The organism is Nocardia implantans, from assembly GCF_035544775.1.
In the GTDB taxonomy this organism is placed as follows: Bacteria; Actinomycetota; Actinomycetes; order Mycobacteriales; family Mycobacteriaceae; genus Nocardia; species Nocardia implantans.
Map to the genome: position 1 here is coordinate 85,749 of NZ_JAYKYQ010000007.1, position 22,505 is coordinate 108,253.

The 22,505-nt window shown below is 68.9% G+C and carries 21 protein-coding genes; 15 read left to right on the top strand and 6 right to left on the bottom strand.

Annotated elements, in window-relative coordinates:
• Positions 1–3: 3 nt before the first annotated feature.
• A complete protein-coding gene (locus U3653_RS17860) occupies positions 4–1,566 on the bottom strand; it encodes a matrixin family metalloprotease (protein WP_195081335.1) in 1,563 nt (520 codons plus the stop codon).
• 504 nt (positions 1,567–2,070) lie between these two features.
• On the opposite strand from U3653_RS17860, the gene U3653_RS17865 reads away from it, so the two are divergent.
• The 4 genes from U3653_RS17865 to U3653_RS17880 all read left to right on the top strand — a co-directional run bounded on the left by U3653_RS17865 (position 2,071) and on the right by U3653_RS17880 (position 6,387).
• Positions 2,071–2,466, top strand: coding sequence for a hypothetical protein (locus tag U3653_RS17865; RefSeq protein ID WP_195081334.1), 396 nt, complete (start codon positions 2,071–2,073; stop codon positions 2,464–2,466).
• A 191-nt stretch (positions 2,467–2,657) separates the two neighbouring features.
• The gene (locus U3653_RS17870; RefSeq protein ID WP_195081333.1) at positions 2,658–3,554 is read left to right on the top strand and encodes a hypothetical protein; all 897 of its coding nucleotides are present in this window, start codon (positions 2,658–2,660) and stop codon (positions 3,552–3,554) included.
• Between the two features lie 496 nt (positions 3,555–4,050).
• Positions 4,051–4,563 (top strand): hypothetical protein, encoded by a 513-nt coding sequence (locus U3653_RS17875; protein ID WP_195081332.1) that lies wholly within the window; start codon positions 4,051–4,053, stop codon positions 4,561–4,563.
• Positions 4,564–4,875: 312 nt separating this feature from the next.
• Complete coding sequence (locus U3653_RS17880) at positions 4,876–6,387, top strand: lectin-like domain-containing protein (protein WP_195081331.1); 1,512 nt, start codon at positions 4,876–4,878, stop codon at positions 6,385–6,387.
• Between the two features lie 269 nt (positions 6,388–6,656).
• Here the strand turns inward: U3653_RS17880 and U3653_RS17885 are convergent, their stop codons facing one another.
• On the bottom strand, positions 6,657–7,352 hold the full coding sequence (locus U3653_RS17885) for a DUF8020 domain-containing protein (RefSeq protein WP_195081330.1): 696 nt from the start codon (positions 7,350–7,352) through the stop codon (positions 6,657–6,659).
• Between the two features lie 195 nt (positions 7,353–7,547).
• On the opposite strand from U3653_RS17885, the gene U3653_RS17890 reads away from it, so the two are divergent.
• The 11 genes from U3653_RS17890 to U3653_RS17940 are packed head-to-tail and all read left to right on the top strand — an operon-like array spanning position 7,548 to position 18,235.
• Positions 7,548–8,804 carry an ATP-grasp domain-containing protein gene (locus U3653_RS17890; protein ID WP_195081435.1) on the top strand — a complete coding sequence of 419 codons (1,257 nt, stop codon included), beginning with the start codon at positions 7,548–7,550 and terminating at the stop codon, positions 8,802–8,804.
• Complete coding sequence (locus tag U3653_RS17895; RefSeq protein ID WP_195081329.1) at positions 8,801–9,661, top strand: hypothetical protein; 861 nt, start codon at positions 8,801–8,803, stop codon at positions 9,659–9,661. Before U3653_RS17890 ends, U3653_RS17895 begins: the two co-directional genes overlap by 4 nt.
• Positions 9,658–10,707 (top strand): PLP-dependent cysteine synthase family protein, encoded by a 1,050-nt coding sequence (locus tag U3653_RS17900; protein ID WP_195081328.1) that lies wholly within the window; start codon positions 9,658–9,660, stop codon positions 10,705–10,707. Before U3653_RS17895 ends, U3653_RS17900 begins: the two co-directional genes overlap by 4 nt.
• Positions 10,704–11,744 carry a mandelate racemase/muconate lactonizing enzyme family protein gene (locus U3653_RS17905; RefSeq protein ID WP_195081327.1) on the top strand — a complete coding sequence of 347 codons (1,041 nt, stop codon included), beginning with the start codon at positions 10,704–10,706 and terminating at the stop codon, positions 11,742–11,744. Before U3653_RS17900 ends, U3653_RS17905 begins: the two co-directional genes overlap by 4 nt.
• Positions 11,741–13,051, top strand: a complete 1,311-nt coding sequence (locus U3653_RS17910; protein ID WP_323124253.1) for an MFS transporter — start codon at positions 11,741–11,743, stop codon at positions 13,049–13,051. The genes U3653_RS17905 and U3653_RS17910 overlap by 4 nt, the downstream gene beginning before the upstream one ends.
• Entirely contained in the window at positions 13,048–13,884 is an 837-nt protein-coding gene (locus U3653_RS17915; protein WP_195081326.1) for a class I SAM-dependent methyltransferase, read from the top strand. Before U3653_RS17910 ends, U3653_RS17915 begins: the two co-directional genes overlap by 4 nt.
• Complete coding sequence (locus tag U3653_RS17920) at positions 13,881–14,810, top strand: GHMP family kinase ATP-binding protein (RefSeq protein WP_195081325.1); 930 nt, start codon at positions 13,881–13,883, stop codon at positions 14,808–14,810. The genes U3653_RS17915 and U3653_RS17920 overlap by 4 nt, the downstream gene beginning before the upstream one ends.
• A complete protein-coding gene (locus U3653_RS17925; RefSeq protein ID WP_195081324.1) occupies positions 14,807–15,616 on the top strand; it encodes an ABC transporter ATP-binding protein in 810 nt (269 codons plus the stop codon). The genes U3653_RS17920 and U3653_RS17925 overlap by 4 nt, the downstream gene beginning before the upstream one ends.
• Positions 15,613–16,695, top strand: coding sequence for a FecCD family ABC transporter permease (locus U3653_RS17930; RefSeq protein WP_195081323.1), 1,083 nt, complete (start codon positions 15,613–15,615; stop codon positions 16,693–16,695). The genes U3653_RS17925 and U3653_RS17930 overlap by 4 nt, the downstream gene beginning before the upstream one ends.
• A 29-nt stretch (positions 16,696–16,724) precedes the next feature.
• Positions 16,725–17,693: an ABC transporter substrate-binding protein gene (locus tag U3653_RS17935; RefSeq protein ID WP_195081322.1), complete on the top strand. Its 969-nt coding sequence runs from the start codon at positions 16,725–16,727 to the stop codon at positions 17,691–17,693.
• On the top strand, positions 17,690–18,235 hold the full coding sequence (locus U3653_RS17940) for a GNAT family N-acetyltransferase (RefSeq protein WP_323124254.1): 546 nt from the start codon (positions 17,690–17,692) through the stop codon (positions 18,233–18,235). Before U3653_RS17935 ends, U3653_RS17940 begins: the two co-directional genes overlap by 4 nt.
• A gap of 986 nt (positions 18,236–19,221) precedes the next feature.
• Here U3653_RS17940 and U3653_RS17945 read toward each other — a convergent pair.
• Genes U3653_RS17945 through U3653_RS17960 form a run of 4 tightly spaced genes read right to left on the bottom strand, consistent with a single transcriptional unit; the run spans position 19,222 to position 22,502 of the window.
• Positions 19,222–20,232: a Rieske (2Fe-2S) protein gene (locus U3653_RS17945; RefSeq protein WP_195081321.1), complete on the bottom strand. Its 1,011-nt coding sequence runs from the start codon at positions 20,230–20,232 to the stop codon at positions 19,222–19,224.
• Positions 20,225–21,823, bottom strand: coding sequence for an FAD-dependent oxidoreductase (locus U3653_RS17950; RefSeq protein WP_397070521.1), 1,599 nt, complete (start codon positions 21,821–21,823; stop codon positions 20,225–20,227). The genes U3653_RS17945 and U3653_RS17950 overlap by 8 nt, the downstream gene beginning before the upstream one ends.
• Complete coding sequence (locus U3653_RS17955; RefSeq protein WP_195081320.1) at positions 21,820–22,152, bottom strand: lycopene cyclase domain-containing protein; 333 nt, start codon at positions 22,150–22,152, stop codon at positions 21,820–21,822. Before U3653_RS17955 ends, U3653_RS17950 begins: the two co-directional genes overlap by 4 nt.
• Entirely contained in the window at positions 22,149–22,502 is a 354-nt protein-coding gene (locus U3653_RS17960; RefSeq protein ID WP_195081319.1) for a lycopene cyclase domain-containing protein, read from the bottom strand. Before U3653_RS17960 ends, U3653_RS17955 begins: the two co-directional genes overlap by 4 nt.
• Between the last annotated feature and the right edge of the window lie 3 nt (positions 22,503–22,505).

The window sequence follows — 22,505 nt, forward strand, 5'->3', positions numbered from 1 at the left end:
CGTTCAGCCTTCCGCGAGCGGGCTGGCGGAGACGGTGGCCACGTCGTCCTCGGACAACTGCGGCGGGTCGGCTGTGATCGCGGCGGTCGAGGCGTACATGAGATTGTCCGAGTCGGCGGAGTCGCCGAGCCCGAGCACGTGTCCGAGCTCATGCGCGAGCGTCCACTCGCTCGCCAGCGACGCCGAGAGCAGCACTCCCGGCTGTGCCTCGGGGTGGCTCGCGCATCCGGACGCCGCGGGCACCATGTCCCGCACCACCGCGATCAGGACCTCGCTCGCCTCCAACCCGGGGCCGGACTCGTACTCCGGCGAGCGAAACGTCGCATGCAGGTCGGTCACCTCGGCTGTCGGCGCGGCGGCGGTCCCGACGTACAGCGTGCGGAACCGGTCGAGATCTCCCGGGTCCGTCAGGTCTTCCTGGGACACTCCGACAAGTTCCACGCCGTTGGCCGCGAACAGCGTCATGGCGTTGTACAGCATCTGGTCCACCGACGCACGTTTCGGCGGTGCGAGCACCTTGGTGTGCACCTTGACGACCTTGGCCAACGGCAGCGACTGGAGGTAATACACCTGGTAGCAGTGCCGGCGGGTGTCGTTGGTATGGTCACCGAATTCCTTGGCGGCTTTGTGCCGGTCGATCTTGGCCAGGTCGGCGTCGTCCACCGCCGTGGACAATCGCGTCGCGGTCGCGAACAGCACGCCGAACCCCCGGCCCCATGTGGTCGAAGTAATCTCCGTGTGCGCTGCGTCCGGATCCCAGAACAGAAACGCGTCCTTACCGGCGATCGTGTCGTGCGCGAACACGAGCACGTGGTGCTCCGGCTGGGGAAACTTGCTGCGCTCATGAGCAGCGCCGCTCAGCACGCCGCAGTGCACGAACCCCCCGGCGTCGAGCGTGGCGCGCATGCGAGCGTATGCGGCGGCCAGCGCCCCCGGTGAGTTGTGCTGGATCCGCTGTGTGGCGACCTCGTCCGCCGTGGCCGCAACGCCCGGCACCACCACCGCGTCAGCGAGTCGACCGCTACTGATCACCGCCGTCGGCGGCAAGGTCACCGCCCCACGCTTGGCCAGCAGCTTGCGCGCCATAGCGCGCAGCACCTCGAAGCAGCGGTCCTTCTCCAGTTCGTGCGCGGCGAACACCTTGCCGATAGTGTCGGCGCTGCCCGACCAATACGGAGCCGGCGGAATGTCGGGCGTCGACCAAAGCTGCTGAAAGTCCGCGCGCGCGGCAGCCGCGTCGGTCTTGCCCGTGGTGAACAGCTGCCGGATCGGGAACATGTCCCCGTCGACCTCGAGCAAATTCAGCATCGCCAGAATTGCCCCGACATCGATCGGGTCGGCATTGAGCTTCTTACGGAAGAACTCGATCGCCTTGGTCAATTCGGTAGCCGGAAAGAACTGCAGACGGAGATTGCTGCGCAGTTCGGCTTCGATCTGCCGGATCATGCCGGCGACCGTCTTGTTCGTGACGTAGAACTGACCGTCGGTGAACATCTGAGTGTGGCTGCCGAAGTCGGCCTTGAAAGCGGCTACCGCGGCATCGAACTTCGGCGTAGTGAAGTTCATGACCGTGCTCGATGACAGTGCGACGTCGCCATAGCAGACGATATTCCTCGCGAGGGCTCGCTACCCGCACGAGTACCGGACTACTCGGATCCACCCCCGTTGCGTGGTCGACTACCTGCGCCGCAAGTACATGCCCCTCTGACTTCAGGTGCCGGACCTAGCCGGGACAACCCCGTGCCCCGCGATCACCTCCATCGACCTCGACGCTGTCCGCCACAGTGCGCTCGACCCTGTCCGACAGCCCGGATCCCGTGGTTCGCGCCGATCTGGCCGAAATGGCTTACCACGCCGTCAACAGCGGTGTGTTCGCCGCCCAGCCGCTCATCGCGTATCTACGGGCCCGGCTGTCGGCCGCGATGGAAGCAGGCACCGTCGGCGACGACCACGAGATCCGGATTCTCCGCCGTCTGCAAGTAAGCCTGCTGGCGATGCATGGCGAGGAATCGAATCACACCGAGATGGTGGATCTCGCATTCCTCCCTCGCGGATATCGAGACCAGTGCTGTGGCCGGTCTGGCCGGGTTGTTCGTCCCCAAGAACCGACCCGCGGGTCCTGTGCCGGTGCAGGCCAGTGCCGAAGTGCTCATCGCGGTCGGCAGGCGGCTCGCGGGACCAGGGGTCACCAATCGCGCGCCGCGCGACATCGCAGGCGCATGGAAGAGCATTTTCGGCCCATTGCTCAACCAGGCGGACGAATCCACCCTCACGCGCATCGTCGCCGAGATCCCCGCCATGGCGTCCCCGTATGCGGTCAATATCATCCACCGCCTCCCGGAAGTGGGCAGCTCGGAGGTCGCACGAGAACTCGACGCCATTCGCGCGGCGCCACTGGCTGCGGAGGTGCAGCGCCATCGACTTCTATGCCAAACGAGGCGGTTTTCCGATAGGCGGTTGGCCTGAACTGGACGTGGATCTGCGAGAAGCGGAGAAATAGCCACGACTGCCGGAGAACCCGCCGCACAAGCCGTCATCGACACCGACGACACGCGCTTGGGCGAGGTCGACGATGCCGGGCTTGCGATGGAACAGCTCTGATCAGGGCCGACTCGACGACGTGGCGGGGTCCGTCCAGGGCCGGAGGGGCTACAGGCATGACTGGCGCTGCGCACGAACCCGGTGACCAGGGACCGGCGCTCGACACTGATTCTGTTATGTGGCAACCGAATTCGCCGACGGATGGCCGATCGATCCCTGATTCGGACCTCTCCTCTCCCGTGTCGGCTTCACCCCCCGGTCATCCCGTCGGAATCCAGCACGCCGGTAGCGGGCACCGGGCGCCGCAACAACCTCTGCCACCGGTGTATTCGACGCAGCAGGTCGGTCGCAGTAAGGCGGTGTTGATCGTTGCCGGTGTCGTCGGGCTGGGAGTGATATTCCTGGTGATCGGGGTGGTGATCGGTTTCGCCGTGCGGTCCCTGGACAGCGTCAGCGCCTCGGCCATTGCGCCGCCGGGACCGCCGACCTATTCGATGAGGGCGGTCACCAATGCGTGCGACCTTGTCGATCTCACTCCATTGACCAAGTGGGCGTCGGCGCCGTACCTCGATCCGAAACATGAGGAAACTCCGTCATCCGGCAGCTTCGGCACCCTGAGTTGCGATGTGCACTACGGCAATTCGACCGGCGACACCTTCCCCATGAACACCGCGACGGTCAGGGTCCGGGCCGACGTCGTGGATGGCTCGGCTTCCCGGACCTACGACCATTGCAAACGCAGCGCCGCCGACCTCGCCGATGACGGATCCGTGGTGACGTCAGGGGAGTTCACCGGAATCGGTACCCAAGGCTACTGGCAGTTCGAAGACGACAACTTCGGCGGCATCGTGGACGCCGGATACGTGATGTGCGTATGGGACGGCGGTGTCGCGGTGCGGGTGGAGATCGACCTCTCACGCGAAAAGGAAGCACCGGTGGTCGGCAGGGACGAACTCGATTCGGTCGCCAGATCCCAAGCTCGCAAGGTGCTGGCCGGACTGCGACAGAACTAGCGGCCATCGACTCGAACGGGCCGATGCCGATGGTCGGTGGCTACTCGGGCACCGGCGCAGTACGATCGGCGCGAAACGGAGGGGTCGACGGTGAGCACGTCGAGGAATCGAAGGGCTGCGAGAGATGACGGACCCGCGGCACACACCCAGCCAGCCGGTCCCGGGCGACTCCGATCCCGCTTTAGGACAACCACCTTCGTCGACCGGCGACTGGACACGGCCGGTCGCAGGGTACGGCCAACCTGGTGAGGGGTCTCAGCCGTGTGCGCCGCAGGGTGGGTCCTCCTCTGGCGGTTTCGGTAGGCCGGGCCTGCTCGCCGCCGGTGTGGTCGCGTTGGTGGCGATGCTGGGCGCCGGTGTGGTGATCGGCATCGTCATCGCCGACGGCGCCGGCGGCAGTCGGTCCGTCCCTGTCGAGGCGTCCGCCAGCGCCGCGGCGACATCGTCTACCGCCACAACTACTCCACGTCCGGAGCCGGCGCCGGGGAACTATTCGATGAGCGGGATAGCCAACGCGTGCGATCTGGTCGACCCCGCCCCGTTGCTCCAGTGGTCGTCCACGCCGGACCAGCCGCCCTCCCACCACGAAACTCCACCGAGCGTCTACACCCCCGGTCGTCTGTCATGCCAATTCAGCTACAAGAGCCTCGCGCGCGACGGCGTCCACTGGAATCAAGCGGCCGTCGAGCTCAGCGTCGAGTTCACAGCGGCCGGAGCCGCTCCCGCCTATGACGACTGGAAACGCCAAGACACCACTGCCGGGCCGGGATCGAGTTCCGGCGAGATGACCGGAATCGGCGCCCAGGGTTACTGGCACACCGCGGTATCGGAATCCAGCTACACAACTGGAATGGACTACCTCGTCGGCGTGCAGGACAGCAACGTCTCGGTACGAGTACGCATCCCCATCCTGCGCCAGCATGGCGAGCCCTCGGTGAACCTCGACGAACTCGACACCGTCGCCAGGACTCGAGCCCAGCAGGCCCTGGACGGACTGAGGAAGAGGTAACCCCGCCGTTCACATCGCTGCTTTGTTGTCAGGCACCATGCGTGGTCTCTTCCGTCCGCGTCGAAAAGCCCTCGTTGTCAACGGCGGCTGCGACTGTGGTTCGCCGGCTGAGCGAGCTGCCGGGTTGCCCCGGTTCACTCGAAAGGGGTGAATCGGTCGCGTTCGAATGTTCCTACAGTCGACTGTGTGGCTCTGGGTTGCTCGGCCAGCAGCCGCATCAGTAGACCGTGGCTCCGCTGGATCTGCGGCGAAGTCGATCTGCACGGCGCAATCGCTCATCTCATGGCACATCCGGCCAAGGAGGGTTCGACTATGACGACGTATGCACCGGTCACCATCCAGCAGGCACAGTTCCCGATCGTGGAATCGTTCACCCAGGAAACCGTGACCAACCCGCACTGGCAACTGCTGGGCAGCGCGCGGCTGCACGACGGCAGCCTGGAGTTGACGCCCAACGCCAATTCCCAGGCGGGGACGGCGTTCCTCGATCAGCCGTTCTCGTCCACGCTCGGCGTCACCATCGACTTCGACTACGCGTGCGAGGGAGGGGCCACGCTTGGCGACGGCTTCAGCGTCTATGTGATCGACGGTGCGCACACCACCCAGCCCGGCGGTATCGGCGCCGCACTCGGCTACTCGATGACGAAAACAGGGTCGGGGCAGATCGTCGCGCCCGGGGTCACTGCCGGGTTCGTCGGCGTCGGCTTCGACAACTATGGCAACTTCGCCACACCGTTGGCCGGTTCCGGAGGCGGAGCACAACGGCCCAACACCGCCGGGGTACGTGCAGCCGGCAGTCTGCGGGAGGGGTTCGGTTGGCTCACCGGCGTTGCGGTGCCGGGCGGATTCCGCGCGGATTGGGAGCGCGGCGCTCACATCCAGGTCTCCATCATCGGCGGTCGGCTGACCGTTCGGCACGCCGACAGGAGCAACCCGAACGGCACTCTACTGATCGACAATTTCGATCTCGGCGGCGCGAACGGTCGGTCCCGCGTGCCCGAGACCTTCAAGTTGGGCTTCGCGGCCGGAACCGGCGCCGCGACCGCCTCTCACCGGATCAGGAACCTGAAGGTGACCCTGCCCGCGGAAATGCCTCTGGAGATCAGCGGCCCGCAGACAGCACAGTCGGGACATCGGATCACCTACACCATCGGCGTGCAGAACCTCGGCCCCAACGACGCCCCCGACGCCGTGCTGGACGGCACTGTTCCGACAGAGCTGACCGATCTGGAACTGACCTGCCAGGCCGAGAACGGAGCCGTCTGCGGCACCGCTTCGGTTCGCGACGGCATGCACCTGCCGATCGACCTGCCCAAGGGCAGCAAGGCGGTCATCCACCTGACCGGCACGATCGACCCGCAATTCGAGGGCCGACTCACCTGCACCAGCCTCATCACCTCACCCTCACGGGCCAACACCGCCGAACGGCACTCCGGCTCGGTCACCACCGACGTCGATCGGCCCCCCGTCACCGTCTCCCCCGTGATCGTCGGGCAGTGGCCCCAGACCTGGCCTGACGACGCGAAAGGCTGGGTCATCAGCTATGACCTCACCCTGGCCGCACACGAGCAGCGGGTGGTGTGGTGGGAGATCCGATTCGACGTCCCGCCACGAACCCGCATCAATCCCCAGCAGAGTCAGTGGTATCGCGTGATCGAGGACGGCACAGACGGATCGGTCGTGATCACTACGCCGGATGACACCCACACCATCGAGCCCGGCACACCCCTGACCGTGGCCGTGCAACTGCTCTACCCCTCCCAGCACGAGGCCGGAGACGGCGTCCTGCGCAACCTCCACGCCACCGAGGTGACCCGCCCATAGCCCGGTCGCCGCGCAGTACAGCAGAACAGCGTCAGGATGGCGCGAGAACCAATTCATCCTGACGCTGTTCATCGCGGCGGGCTACCGAGCGCTGACGCGATGGCACGCGCTCGACGAAAAGACCGGCTTCGGCGACGGCGATCCACCCAACGGGTAACGACCGGCTGGATCCATAATGGCGCTCGATGGGGGCGGCGTCCTGGACGCGGCGGGGTGGCGGACAGGGGCGCGGCCCGAGATTCGCCGCCCGCATCGAGGGGCCATGCTGGCTACTTTGTCGCGAATGGGGTGTTGATCGTGGTGAAGTACTGGATCGCGGCGCCGATCGCCACTGGAGCGGTGACCAGGATCTGGCCCGCCACGGTTCCCAGAGCGCCGACCGCGGCGATGCCGACAAGGCAGCCGACGCCCGCGGCCGGGATGAACGGGCCGAACAAACCCGCGATGGTTCCCGCGGCGATGGTCGCGCCCGCAAGGCCGCCGAGCACGCAGCCCACCGCCGCGCCGCCCAGGCCGCCGACCAGGGTTCCGATGGTGGCGCCCATGCTGATCGTGCTGGTCATGCGCGACCAGGCGGCTTGTTCACGGTCGTACTCGGTCTTCCACGGCGCCTTGTCCTCGAACGGCAGCGCCACCGGCTTGTAGACCGCGCGATCCATCGACAGGTCCGGCGTCAGGGTCGCGGTGCGGCCGGAGATCTCGGCGACGATCGGGAATTCGAATTCGTCGACGGTGAACCGCAGCGGCGTCCCCGCGACGGTGACGCCGTCTCGGGACTTCACTTTCAGCGCTCCGTCCTCGACCACCAAGGCGCCGGAGTCGATTTCGATGATCGAGGACGTGTCGGTGGCATGCGCGGTGAAGGAGATGGGCCGGTCGTCGCCCGGGTCGGCGTGGGCGGTGCCCGTCACGGCGGTCAGGGCGGCCAGCGCCAGCGCGGGCACGGCAAGTGTCCTCAGCAACATGGTGGTTCCTCATCATGATCTTGGTCGAGCCAGGTGCGCGACCACGAGTCATTATTGAGAATGATTATCGTTATCAGCAACTTTTTCGCGAAATATGTTGCACCACAATGCCTCTGCGCTCGTCGGTCGCAGAACCCTCTTGCTTCACAAGTGATAATGGTTATCATTATGTGCCGCTCGAAGGTTGGAGGGTTTGTGGGACATCTGCTGATGGTGGAGAGCTGGGTCGGCTCTATGAGCACGCTGCTTCCGGCCGGGATACGCGACCGAGGGCATACGTTCAGCTTCCTCACCCGAGATCTGAGTCATTACCTGCGCGGCAAGCCGAGCACCCATCCGCTTCTGGGCGCGGCCAACGTCCTCACCGCCGAAACCAACGACGAGACGGCACTGGTGGCGTATGTGCGCAGGCTGCACGAGGTACTGGCCTTCGATGGAGTGCTGTCCTCGTGTGACTACTACTTGCCCACCGTCGCGGCGATCGCCGCGGATCTGGGCTTGCCCGGCCCCGCCAGGGACGCCGTCGACGCGGCCTGCCGGAAAGACCGCACCCGCGCGCTCTGCCAGGCCGCCGGAGTGCCGGGCCCGGCCTTCGCCGTTTCCGAGGATTGGGGCGAATTAGCCCGTGCGGCAACAGAAATCGGCTACCCGCTGGTCGTCAAACCGGTGGACCTGTGCGGCGGCATGTACGTCCGCCGCGTCGACGACGAGCAGCAGTTGCGCGCGGCCGTCGAGCGGATCGCCGGCTTTCCGGTGAACGCGCGCGGGCAGATACGCGCACCACAAATCCTTGTCGAAGAGTGTTTGGCGGGGCCGGAATTCAGCGTCGAGACGGTCACCGTGCGCGGCCACACCACCGTGGTCGGCGTGACCGACAAGCGGCTGACCGGAACGCCCGCGTTCATCGAGGCGGGGCACATGTTCCCGGCCACGCTGACCGACGACGAGCAGGCGGCCGTCAGCGCGGTGGCCCGCGACGCGATCACGGCGCTCGGCCTCGACGACACCGTCGCGCACACCGAGATCAAACGCACCGCCGACGGGCCTCGGTTGATCGAGGTGAATCCCCGTCCCGCCGGCAATCGGATCACCGAACTGGTGCGCCGGGTGACCGGGATCGACCTCGCGGCCGTGCACGCCGAGGTGGCCGCAGGTGACACCCCCGACCTGACACCCCGCCCGACCGGTACGGGCAGCGCCGCCATCGCATTCGCGGTAGCCGATCGCGCGGGTGTGCTGACGGCGATATCGGGCGACGAACGCTGGGACGACGATCCGCGCGTCGTCGAGCACACCCTGGCCGAGCCGGGCACCGAGGTCCGGATCGCGACCGACAACAACACCTACCTGGGCCATGTCATGGTGGTCGACGAGCAACCAGGCGCCGCGGGCGATCTGGCGCGCGACCTCATCGACAAGCTCACCGTCGACGTCGCGCGGGTGGCGTCATGACCACCGCCGATCTCGCCCTCGCGCCACGGCCCCGCTCGGTCGTCGAACTCACCGACTGGGCACGGGAGGCTCGTCTCGGCGCCGATCCGGCCGGCCTGGCGGTGGCCACGGCGTTCCACACCCGCTACGGGACCCGGCACACGGGCCGTCGCGGCGGGTATCGCAACGAGGTGCTGAGCGTTCGCGTCGGTGCGGCCGTCGGCTCCTGCGGGCTCGAGCCGGGTGAGGATTGCGGCCGCGCGGACGTGCTCGACGACTGTGTGGGAGCGACAGTGGCGCAGCTGTTGGCCCATCCACGACAGACGGTCCGGATCGCCGCCTTGGACGCGTATCTGATGCATCTACGGCCGCACCCCGTCGCGGCAGGTGTCGCCGCCGAACTCGTCGACGTGACCGGGGGCAGCTCGCTGGAGAAGTCCCGTCAGCGCGCCGAGGCGGTGGTGGATCTGCTGCCCTCCGGCGTGCGGCGCGTGCTGGTCGTCGGCGTGGTCGGCTCCTTGCTCGCGGCACTGCGTGCCCGCGGCATCGGCTACTACCCGTGCGACCTGGTCGGAGGGCGAACCGAATGGGACGAGCCCGTGTATCGCGCCGTCGCCGACACGCCGCCGGACTACGACGCGCTGCTGGTCACCGGGATGACACTGGGCAACGGGACCTTCGACGCGCTGCTGGCCGGAGCGAACGACCGATCACTCCCCCTGGTGTTGTTCGCCCAGACCGGCAGTGCCGTCCTGCCCTGGTTTCTTGGCCGGGGCGTCACGGCGGTCTCGGCCGAACCGTATCCCTTCTTTTCCCTCGACGGCGGCCCCAGCACCCTGTTCCGCTACCGAGACGGGGGAACCTCGTGCAACCGATGACCAGCCCCGCACCGCAACCCGCGCTCCTCGGTTTGGTCGGCGGCACCCCCGTCGTCCCCATCCCGGCCGGCGCGGGCAGTTACCTGGCCAAACTGGAGGCCGCGAGCATCGCGGGCATGAAGGCGCGTGCGGCGGTGTCGATGCTCAGCGCCGCACGCGCCCGCGGCGAACTCACCGCGGGTGCGACGGTGATCGAATCCACCAGCGGCACGCTGGGTCTCGGCCTCGTCCTGGCGGGCAAGGCGCTCGGTCATCCCGTCGTGCTCGTGGTCGACGACGAACTCGAGCCGGAGATGCGCGCGCTGTTCACCGCCTTCGGTGTCGGATTGGAAGTGGTCTGTGACCCGCATCCCGAGGGCGGCTGGCAGCGCGCCCGGCTCGACCGGCTGGCCGAACTGCTCGACGCCACCCCGGGCGCGTATTGGCCCGACCAGTACGACAATCCGGACAACGCCGCCGGTTACGCGGCCATGGCCCAGGAACTGCTCGAGCAAGTCGGCCACGCCGATGTGCTCGTGGCGGGTATCGGCTCCGGCGGCCATTGCGCAGGCCTGACCCGGGTGTTGCGCGCACACTGGCCGGAACTGCGGGTGGTCGGTGTCGACTCGGTGGGCTCGCGCATCTTCGGTCAGCCGGCCCGGCCGCGGCTCATGCGCGGCCTCGGCAGCAGCATTCTGCCGCGCAACGTCGCCTACGACGACTTCGACGAGGTGCACTGGGTCGGCCCGTCCGAAGCGGCGGCATCCTGCCGTCGACTGGCCGCCGCCACAGGTATCGCGGGCGGTTGGAGTACCGGGGCGACCGCGCTGGTCGCCGGCTGGATCACCCGGCGCGAGCCCGATGTTCGCGTACTCACCGTCTTCCCCGACGGACCACACCGCTACCTGCGCAGCATCTACGACGACGAGTGGTGCCGGCGAAACGGCTTGCTCGGATCGACCGTCACCGAACCGGTGGAACTGCCCGCGCCCGACGCCGAAGAGGCGCACGGGTGGGCTCGGTGCGCCGTGGTCCGCGACCCGTTGGGCAAGGAGGTCAGCGCATGAGAACGACGTGGACGACCACGACTCTGGAATTGGCTCGCCCCCTGCGCATCTCGCGCGCGACGATGGTGGAGCGAGTAGCGGTGTGGGTCACGGTGACGGCCGACGGGCACGCCGGACACGGTGAAGTCGTCGGCAGCCCCCGCCTCGGGCTCGACCTCGCCGCGATCGACGCCGCCCTGCGCGGGCTCGCCGGGCGGATCGCGGGCTGCGCCGATCCCGATGAGGTCCGCGCGCTGCTGCCGTCGCTGCGCTCGGAGTTCGCGCTGCCGGTGGTCGCCGCGCTCGACAGCGCGGTCCACGATGTGCTCGCCCGCCGCGCGGGGCTGCCGCTGGGTGCGTATCTCGGCCTGCCGCAGTGGGATTCGGCACCCACCGCCTACACGATCGGCCTGATGAGCCCAGGCGAAGCCGAGGCTACCGCGGACCGCATCACGCGGGCCGGATTCACCGTGCTCAAGGTCAAAGCGGGTGCGCCGGACCCTGCCGAGGACATCGCACGTGTACGCGCGATCCGCGCGGCGGCGCCGACCGCGCAACTGCTGCTCGACCCCAACGGCGCCTGGGACGTCCGCACCGCCGTCGCGGTGCTCGACGCACTCGCCGACCAGGGCATCGCCGCCGTCGAACAGCCGGTGACCGCAGGCGACCCCGATCGACTCGCTGCGGTCGCCAGGCAGGTGCCGATGCCGGTGCTCGCCGACGAGGACGCGGGTTCTCTCGCCGATCTGGACCGGCTGCCCGACGGCATCGGCGGCATCAACGTCAAACTCGCCGAATGTGGCGGGCTCGACGCGGCGCGCACGATGCTCGACTGGGCGAGAGCGCGAGAATTGCCGGTGCTGCTGGGCTGCCAGGCCTGCAGCTCACTGGGCATCGCTCCCGCGGCCCAGCTGGCCGGGGCCGCGCGCTGGGTGGATCTGGACGGTCATCTGTTGCTGGCCGACGACCCGTGGACGGGTTTGGGCGGGGCGGACGGCACGCTGCGGCGACCGGCCGGGCCCGGACTCGGGGTACGGCGCGTGCGAGCCGCCGCGTGAGGGGGCTGGGGCTGTTCGGCACGTTCCCGCTCTCGGTGCGCTTACTGCTGGTCAACCAGCTCGTCGGGAACATCGGGTTCTTCATGCTGGTGCCGTTCCTGGCCGAATACCTGCGCACCGATCTGGCGCTGTCGGCGGCGGTGGTCGGTGTGGTGCTCGGCGTGCGCAATCTGAGTCAGCAAGGGCTGTTCCTGGTCGGGGGCTCGGCTTCGGATCGCCTCGGCGCGCGCGGGGTGATCATCGTCGGCGCGAGCATCCGGGCGACGGGGTTCGCGCTGTTCGCCGTCGGCGGCTCCCTGCCGGTGGTGCTGCTCGCGTCGGTGCTCACCGGATTCGCGGGGGCGCTGTTCAACCCGGCGGTGCGCGCCTACATCGCCCGCGACAGCGGCGACCGGGCGGCCGAGGCGTTCGCCTTGTTCAACATCTTCGGCAATACCGGTTCGGCCTTGGGGCCGGTGGTCGGGACGCTGCTGGCCACGGCCGGATTCCGCTTGACCGCGGTGGCCGCGTCCTGCGTTTTCGCCGGATTGACCATCGCGCAGTCGATCCTGCTGCCCGCCCGGCCCGCGCCGCGCAGGGACACCGCACTGCGCGCGGATTTCGCGCGGGTGTTCGCCGATGGCCGATTCTGGGCTTTCGCGCTCGCGCTCATGGGCATGTTCGCCCTGCAGAGCCAGATCTATTTCCTGTTCACCCTGCAGGTGCAGGACCTCGCCGGGTCTTCCGCCGGCCCGGCGGCGGTGGCGGCGTTGTTCGTCGTCGAGACGGTCGCGGTGGTGGCACTACAGGTTCCCATCACCAGGACGCTCTCGCGGCGGACGGACCGTGGCTCCGCGATGGCGCTGGGGATGGCGGTGCTGGGCGCGGCATTCCTGGTCGCGCCCGCCGGGCGAGTCGCCGCGTCGCCGGGCGGCGACGGACCGATCGCCGTCGCGGTGCGAGTCGCGCCGGTCGTGGCGGCCGCGGTGGCGCTCGCGCTCGGTGTGATGGCCGTGCAGCCGTTCGTGAACGAGGCGATTCCCCGCTTCAGCGGACCGCACCTGACCGGCACCTACTTCGGCGCGTTCTATCTGGCCTCCGGTGTGTTCACCGTGGTGGCCACCACCGTCGTCGGCACCGCCGTCGACCATGCGGGCGGACCGCTGACCTGGCCGCCCGCCCTGCTGTGCGCGGGCATCGGCTGGTTGTCCGCCGTCGCCGTGCTGCTGTTGCGCAGGCGCGGCTGCCTTCCGGAGCCCACCGCATCGCAACCCCGACCGATCGACGCGACGCCGAGTCGCACGGCGAAAGGCGATCCCGCCCGATGACTGCTCACGATCAGGGCCCGGTCCTGCTCAGCGAGAACCTGCTGACCGACAATCCCGCGCTCTACGAACGCACTTTTCCCGACAGCGGCCACCGCAACGCGCGCTTCGTCGCCGATCTGCTCGCCCGCTTCGGCGCGGGCACGCTCACCGACCTGCTCGACGTCGGGTCCGGCACCGGTCGCGACGCGGCCCGTCTCAGCGAACTCGGATACCGGGTGCGGGGGGTCGACATCTCACCGCGCATGGTCGAATACGCCCGGACCCGTTACCCGGCAGTGGATTTCAGCGTCGGCGACGCCCGCGCCCTGCGCGCCGACGCGCCGGTGGACGTGCTCACCTGCTTGGGAAGCACGCTGCTGCACCTGCACGACACCGCCGAGTTGGTCGCGGCCCTCGACCGTTTCGCGACGTGTCTGCGCCCCGGGGGTCTTCTGATCCTCGAGATGCGCAACGGCGCCTTCCTGCTCACCGATCGCGGGCGACGAGAATTACTCGACGAGCAACTGGTCCGGCAGGTCGACTGGGAAGGCATCACCTACACCTCCCGCACCTCGCTCACCGTGGACCTGCCCGCGCAACTGCTGCGCAGGCAACGGATCTGGACGTGGCCGGGATGTCGGGAGCCGGTCGTCCAGCACACTGCCTGGCGATTGCTGTTCCCGCAGGAACTGCGTCACCTGCTGGCGGGTGCGGGCTTCGAGGTGCTCGCGCTGTTCGACGCGCCGGGACCGTTGACCACACCGGGGTGGCCCGCCGACGGCGTGCTGTCCGAGCGGCTCGACGGAGACCGGCTGCACGTGGTCGCCCGCCGCACCGCCACGGGGCCGCGGTGACCGCCGCACCCCGCGTCGGCGTCGGCAGCGCGTTCGGCAGTTGCGGGGAACTGCTGCAAGGCGTCACCGCGGAGCACGACCGCGACTTCCTGGTCACCCTGCCCATCGCGCGCGGCGCGGTCGCGGTCTTCGAACCCGACCCGCACCGGCACACCGTCACCGTCGTTCCCGCCCACAAGACCAAGTCCGCCGCCCTGGCCCGCGCGCTGCTCGCACGCTCGCCGGTGCTGCGTGGCGGTGTGCTCACCCTGCTCGGCGACCTGCCCGAGGGCAAAGGCCTGGCCAGCTCCACCGCCGACCTGGTCGCCACCGCCCGCGCCGTGGCCGACGCCGAGGGCCGGGAGATCGGCCCCGGCGAGATCGAGACCGAACTACGGCGTATCGAACCCTCCGACGGCGTGATGTATCCCGGCGCGGTCGCCTTCTACCACCGAGAAGTACGGCTGCTGGCTGTGCTCGGCGCGCTGCCGCCGCTGACCATCGTCACCGGAGACGAAGGCGGCCACGTCGACACCGTCGCCTTCAACCGGCGCAAGCGCCCGTTCACCACGGCCGTCAAACGCGAATACAGTGCGTTGCTCGCCGAGCTCACCGGCGCGGTCGCCCGTCGCGACGTGACCGCGATCGGCGCGGTGGCCACCCGCAGCGCGGAACTGAGCACCATGCTGCGGTCGCGGCCGCATCTGGACGCGACCATCGGCGCGGCCAGGGAACTCGGCGCGGCCGGGGTGGTCGTCGCGCACAGCGGCACCACGACCGGCATCCTGCTCGACGAGGCCGACCCGGCGCTGCCGGCGAGAATCAAGGCGGCACAGCGTGTCTGCGCCGGTTTCGCCACGGCGGTCACCGTGCACCGCACGTGGCGGCCCGCGCCGCCGGACTGGACCGAGTCTCCACGGCGTGCCGCGGCGGCGGTGAGCCGATGATCACGGTCGATGACGTGGGCTTCTCCTATGGCGGTCAGGTCGTGCTCGACGGAGTCGGACTGATCGCAGAGCCCGGCACCACCGTCGGCTTGATCGGGCCCAACGGCTCGGGCAAATCCACACTGCTGCGCCTGCTCTATCGCGCGCTGCGGCCCCGGTCCGGTGTGGTGGCCATCGATGACACTCCGGTCGAGGCGCTGCGCGGCCGGGCCCTGGCGGCGCGACTGGCCGTCGTCGCGCAGGAGTCACCCGCCGAGACAGCGATCACCGTCGCCGAAACCGTGCTGCTCGGCCGTGCCCCGTGGGCCGGTGCGCTACAGGGCTACTCGCGCGCCGACCGTATCGCCGCCGCGGCGGCGCTGGCTCGTGTCGGGGCCCGTCACCTGGCCGATCGCCCCTACACCGCGCTCTCCGGCGGCGAACGCCAACGGGTGCTCATCGCACGAGCTCTGGCGCAGCAAGCCGACCACCTGCTGCTGGACGAACCGACGAACCATCTCGACATCGGCTATCAGCACGAACTGCTCGGACTGATCCGGGGTCTGACGACCACCACCACGTTGGTGGTGCTGCACGATCTGAATCTGGCCGCCCGCTACTGCGACCGCCTGGTGCTGCTGCACCGAGGCCGGGTGGCCGCCGCAGGCCCGGTGGCGGAAGTACTCACTCCGGCCGTCCTCGAACCCGTCTACGGCGTCTGCGTCCACATGTCGGCCGCGTTCGGCGCGATGCAACTGCTGTTCGGCCCCCGCGACGCGGAGTCGCCCACCGAGGTTCTGGATCCGGGAAAGGCGGCTGCTCGATGACCGCGATCTCACCCCGCACCGAAGACGCCGACGATCTGGACCACGCGCGCCACCGCGCGACAACCGTGCTGTGGCTCGGCGGGCTCGGCGCCACGCTGGCCGTGGTGCTGATCGTGGCCACCGGGCTGGGGCCGGTGTGGGTGCCACCCGGCACCGTCGCGCGCATCGTCGGCCACCACCTCTTCGGGACGCCCGCAGTGGCGGACTGGACACCGGCCCAGGATTCCATCGTCTGGCTCGTGCGCGTGCCGCGCGTGCTGCTCGGCGCCATGGTAGGCGCGGCGCTGGCCGTCGCGGGAGCGGTGCTGCAGACCTTGGTGCGCAACGTGCTCGCCGACCCGCACATCCTCGGCGTCACCTCAGGCGCCTCGACCGGCGCGGCGATGTCGCTGCTGTTCGGTGTCACCGCGGCCACCGCGAGCGCGCTCGCGGCCAGCGCGTTCGCCGGTGCGCTCGCCGCGACGGTCCTGTTGTTCGCCATCGCCAGGATCAACGGGCAGATGACCTCGCTGCGGCTACTGCTGGGCGGGGTCACCATCGGTTACCTGTTCTCCGCGGCGACCAGTTTCCTGATCTTCGCCTCCGACAACCAGGAAGGCGCCCGGACCGTGTTGTTCTGGCTGCTGGGTTCGCTCAGTTCGGCGGGCTGGTCGTCGGTGGCCACCACCGCGCTGGTCACCGCGGCCATGGCCGGTTCGCTGCTGCTGCTGGCGGCGCGACTGGACGTGCTCGCCGCGGGTGACGACACCGCACGCGCGCTGGGCCTGTCCCCGGTCCGGCTCCGGATGCTCGCGTTGGGCGTCGTCGCGCTCGGCATCGGCGCGGTCGTCGCGGTCGCGGGCGCGATCGGCTTCGTCGGCCTGATCGTGCCGCACGTCGCCCGCCTGTGCGGCGGCGGGACGCATCGCAGACTGATCCCGCTGTCCGCGGTGCTGGGCGCGCTGTTCCTGGTCGTCGCGGACGTCGCGGCCCGCGTGGTCTTCGCCCCCCGCGAACTACCGCTGGGAATCGTCACCGCTGTCGTCGGTGCGCCGCTGCTGCTGGTGCTGATCCGCCGGTTCCGGCACTCACCCACCTGAAACTCTGCAGGAGAGGAATAACGATCATCGTGTCCATAGGTCTCCCCCGGCTCGCACCCGTACCCGTCGCGCTGCTCACCGCGGCGCTGCTCACCGGCTGCGGCAGCCCCGCACCCGCCACCGTCGAGGCGGCGGAAGGGTTCCCGATGACGATCTCCAGCTGTGGCCGCGACGTCACCTTCACCAGCGCGCCCCGCCGCGTGGTGACGGTCGGATCCGTCGCAGCCCCGCTCATCGCGGCCGCGGGCGCCGCCGATCGTATCGTCACCCGTACATTCGAAACCGCTCCCTTTCCCGGCCGATACGCCGACGCCCTCGAGGGCATCGAAATCACGGCCCCCACCGGCGAACTGGCGCGCGAGGAAATCATCAACCGAACCCCCGATCTGGTGGTGAGCTTCGAGGGTGCGGCGGTCACGCCCGAGGATCTGGCACGGGTGCGCATTCCGCTGCTGGTGACCCGCGGTTACTGCCGCGATGCCGCGGGGAACTACGACGATATCTTCGCCGACATCGAGTTGTACGGACGGTTGTTCGGCACGTCCGCGGCGGCGAACGCCGAAGTCACCGCGTTGAAGCAGCGGGTAGCGGCGGTCGCGGACCGCCACCGCGCCGAGCGGGCCGCCCGGCCCGCCGCGGCGCTGATCATCTCGCGCGACGGCGCCAAGCTCAGCGCCTACGGCAGCACCAGCACCGTCGCCACCCAGATGCGGATCCTCGGTCTGGACAACGTCTTCGGCGACGTAGCCAAACGCAACTTCGACGTCAACACCGAAACTCTGATCCAGCGCGATCCCGAAGTCGTCATCTTGCTCACCCAAGGCACCCAGACCCCCGAATCGGCCCGCGACGCCCTGCGCGAGCGCCCCGAACTGGCCGGACTGCGCGCGATCCGCGCCAACCGAATCATCGCCGTCCCGTTCGGCTACACCGGCCCTGGACCGGTCGCCGTCGAGGGCCTGGAAGTGCTGGACCGCGAGTTGGGAGCGCACCGGTGAGCGCGCCCGCCGCCACCGGCTACCAGCTGCGCGTGGCCTGCGCAGACGATCTTCCCGGCGCCCGCAGTGTCATGCTCGACACCTTCTACGACGTGTTCGGCATCGGTTATCTCCCCGAGCACCACTATGACGTGATCGACCCGGAAACGGTGTATCTGCGCCACCCTCGCAACCGGCTCTGGGTCGTCGAGCACTCCGGCCGCATCGTCGCCACCACCGCGATCCGCGCACAAGGCCCTCGCCACCCACCGCACCCGGCGTGGCTGGCCGAACAGTACCCCGACCAGAGCACCGCACAGCTGTTCCGCGTCTACGTCCGCCCCGAGCACCACCGGCGCGGCCTGGCCACACGGTTGGTCGACGCGGCGATCGACTACGTCTCGGTTACACCGGCGTTCGAGCGGCTGTATCTGCACACCGACGCCAGGACGCCCGGCGCGCTGGAGTTCTGGCTCACCTTCGGCCGGATCGTCCACGACGCACGCGGACCGCACAGCGGATTCCAGACAGTGCACCTCGAGATTCCCCTGCCCCGGGCATAGCACAGCCAGCCGCCGCAAGTCGCCGCCGTTCGTGGCTTACGAAGGCGATCGCCCACTACGCACGCAGAGCAGGTATGGTCACGATCGTCAGTGGAGAGACCGCTGGCCCGCAGGTCCGCGACCGCAGCGGGAGGCCGAAGCGCGGCCCACACCGGAAGGGCCCGTATGGCCGCCCAGCTGCCATGTCCCTGGCTCCGGTGCTCGGCGGTTATCTGTTGAGGGAGAATACGGGCGTGAGCGACGCAATCGGCAGCACGTTCGAACATCAGCTCGACGTATCAGCGGTCGTGGCGCCGACGGGTGCAGTGGCACTCGTCGGCTGCTAGCCCGATGTCGGAGCGGGTAGGGCCCGGATGGGAATCCATGCCGCAGTCCGGCGGGAAGAGGTTCGACGAGCCGGAACGGTTGCGCAGTAGGCAGGCAGAAGGAATGAAGGCTGTGGAGATGCCCGGAGCCGACGACGGCACGTCGAAAGTCACCCGACTACCACGCCGCCCGCGACGCGTGGCGGAAGAGGCCGGCGAGCGTCTTCAGAAGACTTGGCGCTCCGACCGTGGCTCCGTCTACGACCCCGCGCCGACCAAGCCCGTCCTGCGATCGGAACTGCAGCGGGAGACAGGCTGGTGGCCGGTCGGCCCCGGCACGGCGCGACATCGCGCTCCGGAGAGCGATCCAGGTGGTGCCGAGCCTGACGGAACTGTGGTCGACCTCGACGCGTTGCGCAGGAAACGAGCTGGTGGCGATAGTCCCGCCGCCGACATCCGGCGCACGGTCAAACCGCGCCGAATCGCGAAGAGCGCGGGCAAGAGATCAGGCACCGAAGATCAGCCCGACGATGGTCGCAGCGGTGATCCCGGTTCACCGCGGGTCGATGGACCTGCTGGGCCATGACGCCGACCGCCGCGGACCCGTGGGATCGGCGGTCGCGATAGTGGCGCGTTCGTGATCGATCGTGCGTGAACAGTTCGTCGCCGGGGTTCCACTCCCTATCGACGGTGAGTACGCAGTTGGTACCGGCGCTCGGCGTACGCCAAGTCGTCACGCCACAGCCGCGTCGCGGCGCGAGCCATCAGCGGGCGCAACACCGGCAGGAGTCGATGCGCGTACCGGAAACCCGGCCGTTCCGAGTTCGCGATCACTGCTTCGATCACCGCGGTGCGCGCCCGGCCGTCGGGGCCGGGGCCGATCGGCGTCGCGTGGGTTTCCACCACGCTTCCGGTTCCCTCACCGGAGACGATTCGCATCACGACGGTGCGCGGATCCGGGCAGGTGAACTCGGCCACGACGGGCACGCCGAGCCTGCGGGTCACTCGGAAGGTCACGGTGAGCAGGAATCGGTGATTCTCCTCGGTGATGTCGTGCCGCGGCGGGGTCTGTGTCACCTCGAGGCGGGTGAACGAGTACGGATGCAACCATGCGCCGTGCCAGGGGTCGAGTCGGTTCGCGATGATGTCACGGGGTTCGCACACGCCGGTCGAGCGGGTCACCGCGTGCACGGTGGTGTCGGCGGGGCGGGGGCCGATGATCGGCGTGTCGGTAGGTGTCTGCTCACCGATCGTGTCCAGCCGCACCCAGGCAAGCACGCCGTCGTCGTAACTCGGGTACGGGCACCATCGGGCGGATCCGGTCGCTTCCACCCGCAGTCCGTGCCATCGGCAGATCAGTGCGGCGTCATCGACCTGCGCCTCGGCGAGCGGCGCCCCCAGGTGTGGACAGGCTCCCGGACCGACGTGCAAGACGTCGCGCTCGTCGCGCCAGGCGACGAGTTCGATCCCGCCGATGGTCGCGCTCAGCGGACGGCCGCGACCGACACTGCGACTGGCCGCGAGGGTGTACCAGTTACCCGAGGGTCGCTGCTGTGACCATCGTGTCGCCGCCGCGATCAGACCGGGGTCGGCATCCGCGTGGGTCGGCCGCTGGCGAGACCATTCCTCCGGCGCGAACCGCTGTAGCGGTATGTCTTTCGGCCATCTGCCGAACTCGGCGCGCTTACTCATCGCTACCCCCGCGAGCGGCGAGCGCGCGCAGGATCGCCGATCGGCCCCGGATGGGGACCGTCTGCAAGGAGTGTCCGGCACCGGCCCACTGACGGACCAGCGTGTTCGCCGCGATCCAGCCGGTGGTGGCGGCGCGTTCCATCAGAGCGACCGGCAGGTCGACGCGTATGCCGTCGCCGGCCAGGACCAATCGCGGGTGCGGAGTAGAGATACCGGGCCGTCGAGCGAAGTCGCCCGGCGCGAACCGTGGGCAATCCTGCCGCCACAGCATGGTCTCCCCCACGATGCGCGCTTCGGCCGTCTCGGGGTAGATATGGTGCAGCCGGGCCAGCATCCGGCTGCGGACCTCGTCACGCGCCTGGCTGGGCGGCATCCCGTCCGCAACGGCGTACGCGTGCGATTCGACGACGCTTCCACCGCTCTCGCGCGCCCAGTCCGCCGCTTGCTTCTCGTACTTGCTCACCACGCTGATGTTGTCGAGCGGGTCCAGATTGCCGGTGCCGAGAAAGCTCGGACGGTCAGCACGAATCGGCTGGTTCAGCCACAGACGCTGCACCGCGAAGGACGGTGCGACAGCCAATCGGGCTACTTGCGCGCGCCATGGGCCGTCGCCGAGCGTGGGTGACGCGGCGACGATCCGGCGCAACCCGGTGATATCGACGGCCAAGACCACCGCGTCGGCGGTCGTCTCGGCGTCGGTGTCGTCGAGCACCCGGAATCCGCTGGTTTCGTCCGCATCGATTCGGCCGACGCGCACGCCCGTGTGAATGCGGACGGTGCCCGGCCGCCGGGGCACTCGCGGCGCGGTGAGGTACTCCGCGAGTGGTGTCCACAGGCTGACATCGAAATTGTCCTCGGCCACGTCGAAGAGCAGGCCTTCGCTGGAGCCCAGAAAATAGATGTGGAACATCGTCGCCAGTTCGGCGGCGGACATGTGCTGGGGAGCGACGAAGAAGCTGCGGGAGAACACCTCGAACGCGAGGTGGCGCGCCGCTTCGGGAAAGTTGACGCGATGCAGGAACGTTTCCGCATCCAGGTGATCGATCCGGTGGTAGATGTCCGGGACCGAGACCGCGGCCAGCGGCGCGGCGGCGCGTGGGTCCATACGAATCAGATCGCGCAGTCGAAACGTCGGGCTGCGCAGGGCGAAGGCGAGCGCGTTCCAAGGCGGAGTGCTCGGAAGATGGCGGAAGGTGTCGCGGCGGCCCTCGGCGTCGATGAGCGGGTAGTCGTCGAGCCGACGCAGCCTGCGTAGCTGCGGATCGGTACGGGCGAGCAGTTTGCGGAGGTTGTAATACTGCGCGAAGAAGGCGTGGAAGCCGCGATTCATCCCGACGGCGCTGCGGTCGGGAAGCCGCTCGGTCCAGCCGCCGACCCGTCCGCCCAGGTACCGTTCGCGTTCGATGACTTCGACGTGGAATCCCCGTTCGGCGAGCCCCGTCGCGGCCGCCAAGCCCGCGATCCCCGCACCGACGACAACGGCGCGCGGGCGGCGACCGTCGCGGCCGACGTCCATGTGCCCCGCGGCGGCGGGAAAGCGGACGCGCCGGGAATCCCCGCGCCGCCGCGAAGCCGACCCATCGCGCCTCATCGCCGCACGCCTTCCTGCCGCTGCCTTGTCCGCTCCCAGCCGAGGAGTACCGAGGTCACCAAGACGAAGCCGAACAAGAAGTCCTCCACCGGGATATCCCAGGGGAACCGGAGCCCCAGGACATGGTCGGGGTTGTACCGCACGATCGGCGCGTCGAGCCTGGTCAACCACCCGTCGACGGGGATTTGAAAACTGAGGACGATCAGCATCGTCAACCAGTAGCCAGGTCGCCGGAACAGCCCGGTCCGCAACAGCGTGCACTCGACCAGACACACCACCACGACCGCCGCCACGGCGGGAAACGTGTACCCCCAACCCACCGAATTCATCGTCGCGGCTGTTTCGTCGGGCTGGTGCTGCCGCGGCGGCGAGCAGCGCCGAGCAGCGTTTCGACCGCGTCGTAGGTCAGCAGCCCGCACAGCGGGACGACGAGGAAGAACAGCAACTCCTCCAGCGGAATCGTCCCGGGCAGGAACACACCCAGCAGATAGCGGGAGTTGTAGTCCCACACTCCGGCGGCGATCGCCACCAGGTCCCAGACGACGAACAACGTGACGGCGGGCAGCAGGGCGCCGAGCAGCAGCCGCGGTCTCCGGTAGACGCCGCCACCGAGGAACTCCAGCGGAGCGGTCAGCACCAGGCAGGTGAGGAGAACAAGTAGATAACGCCAATGGTCCATCCC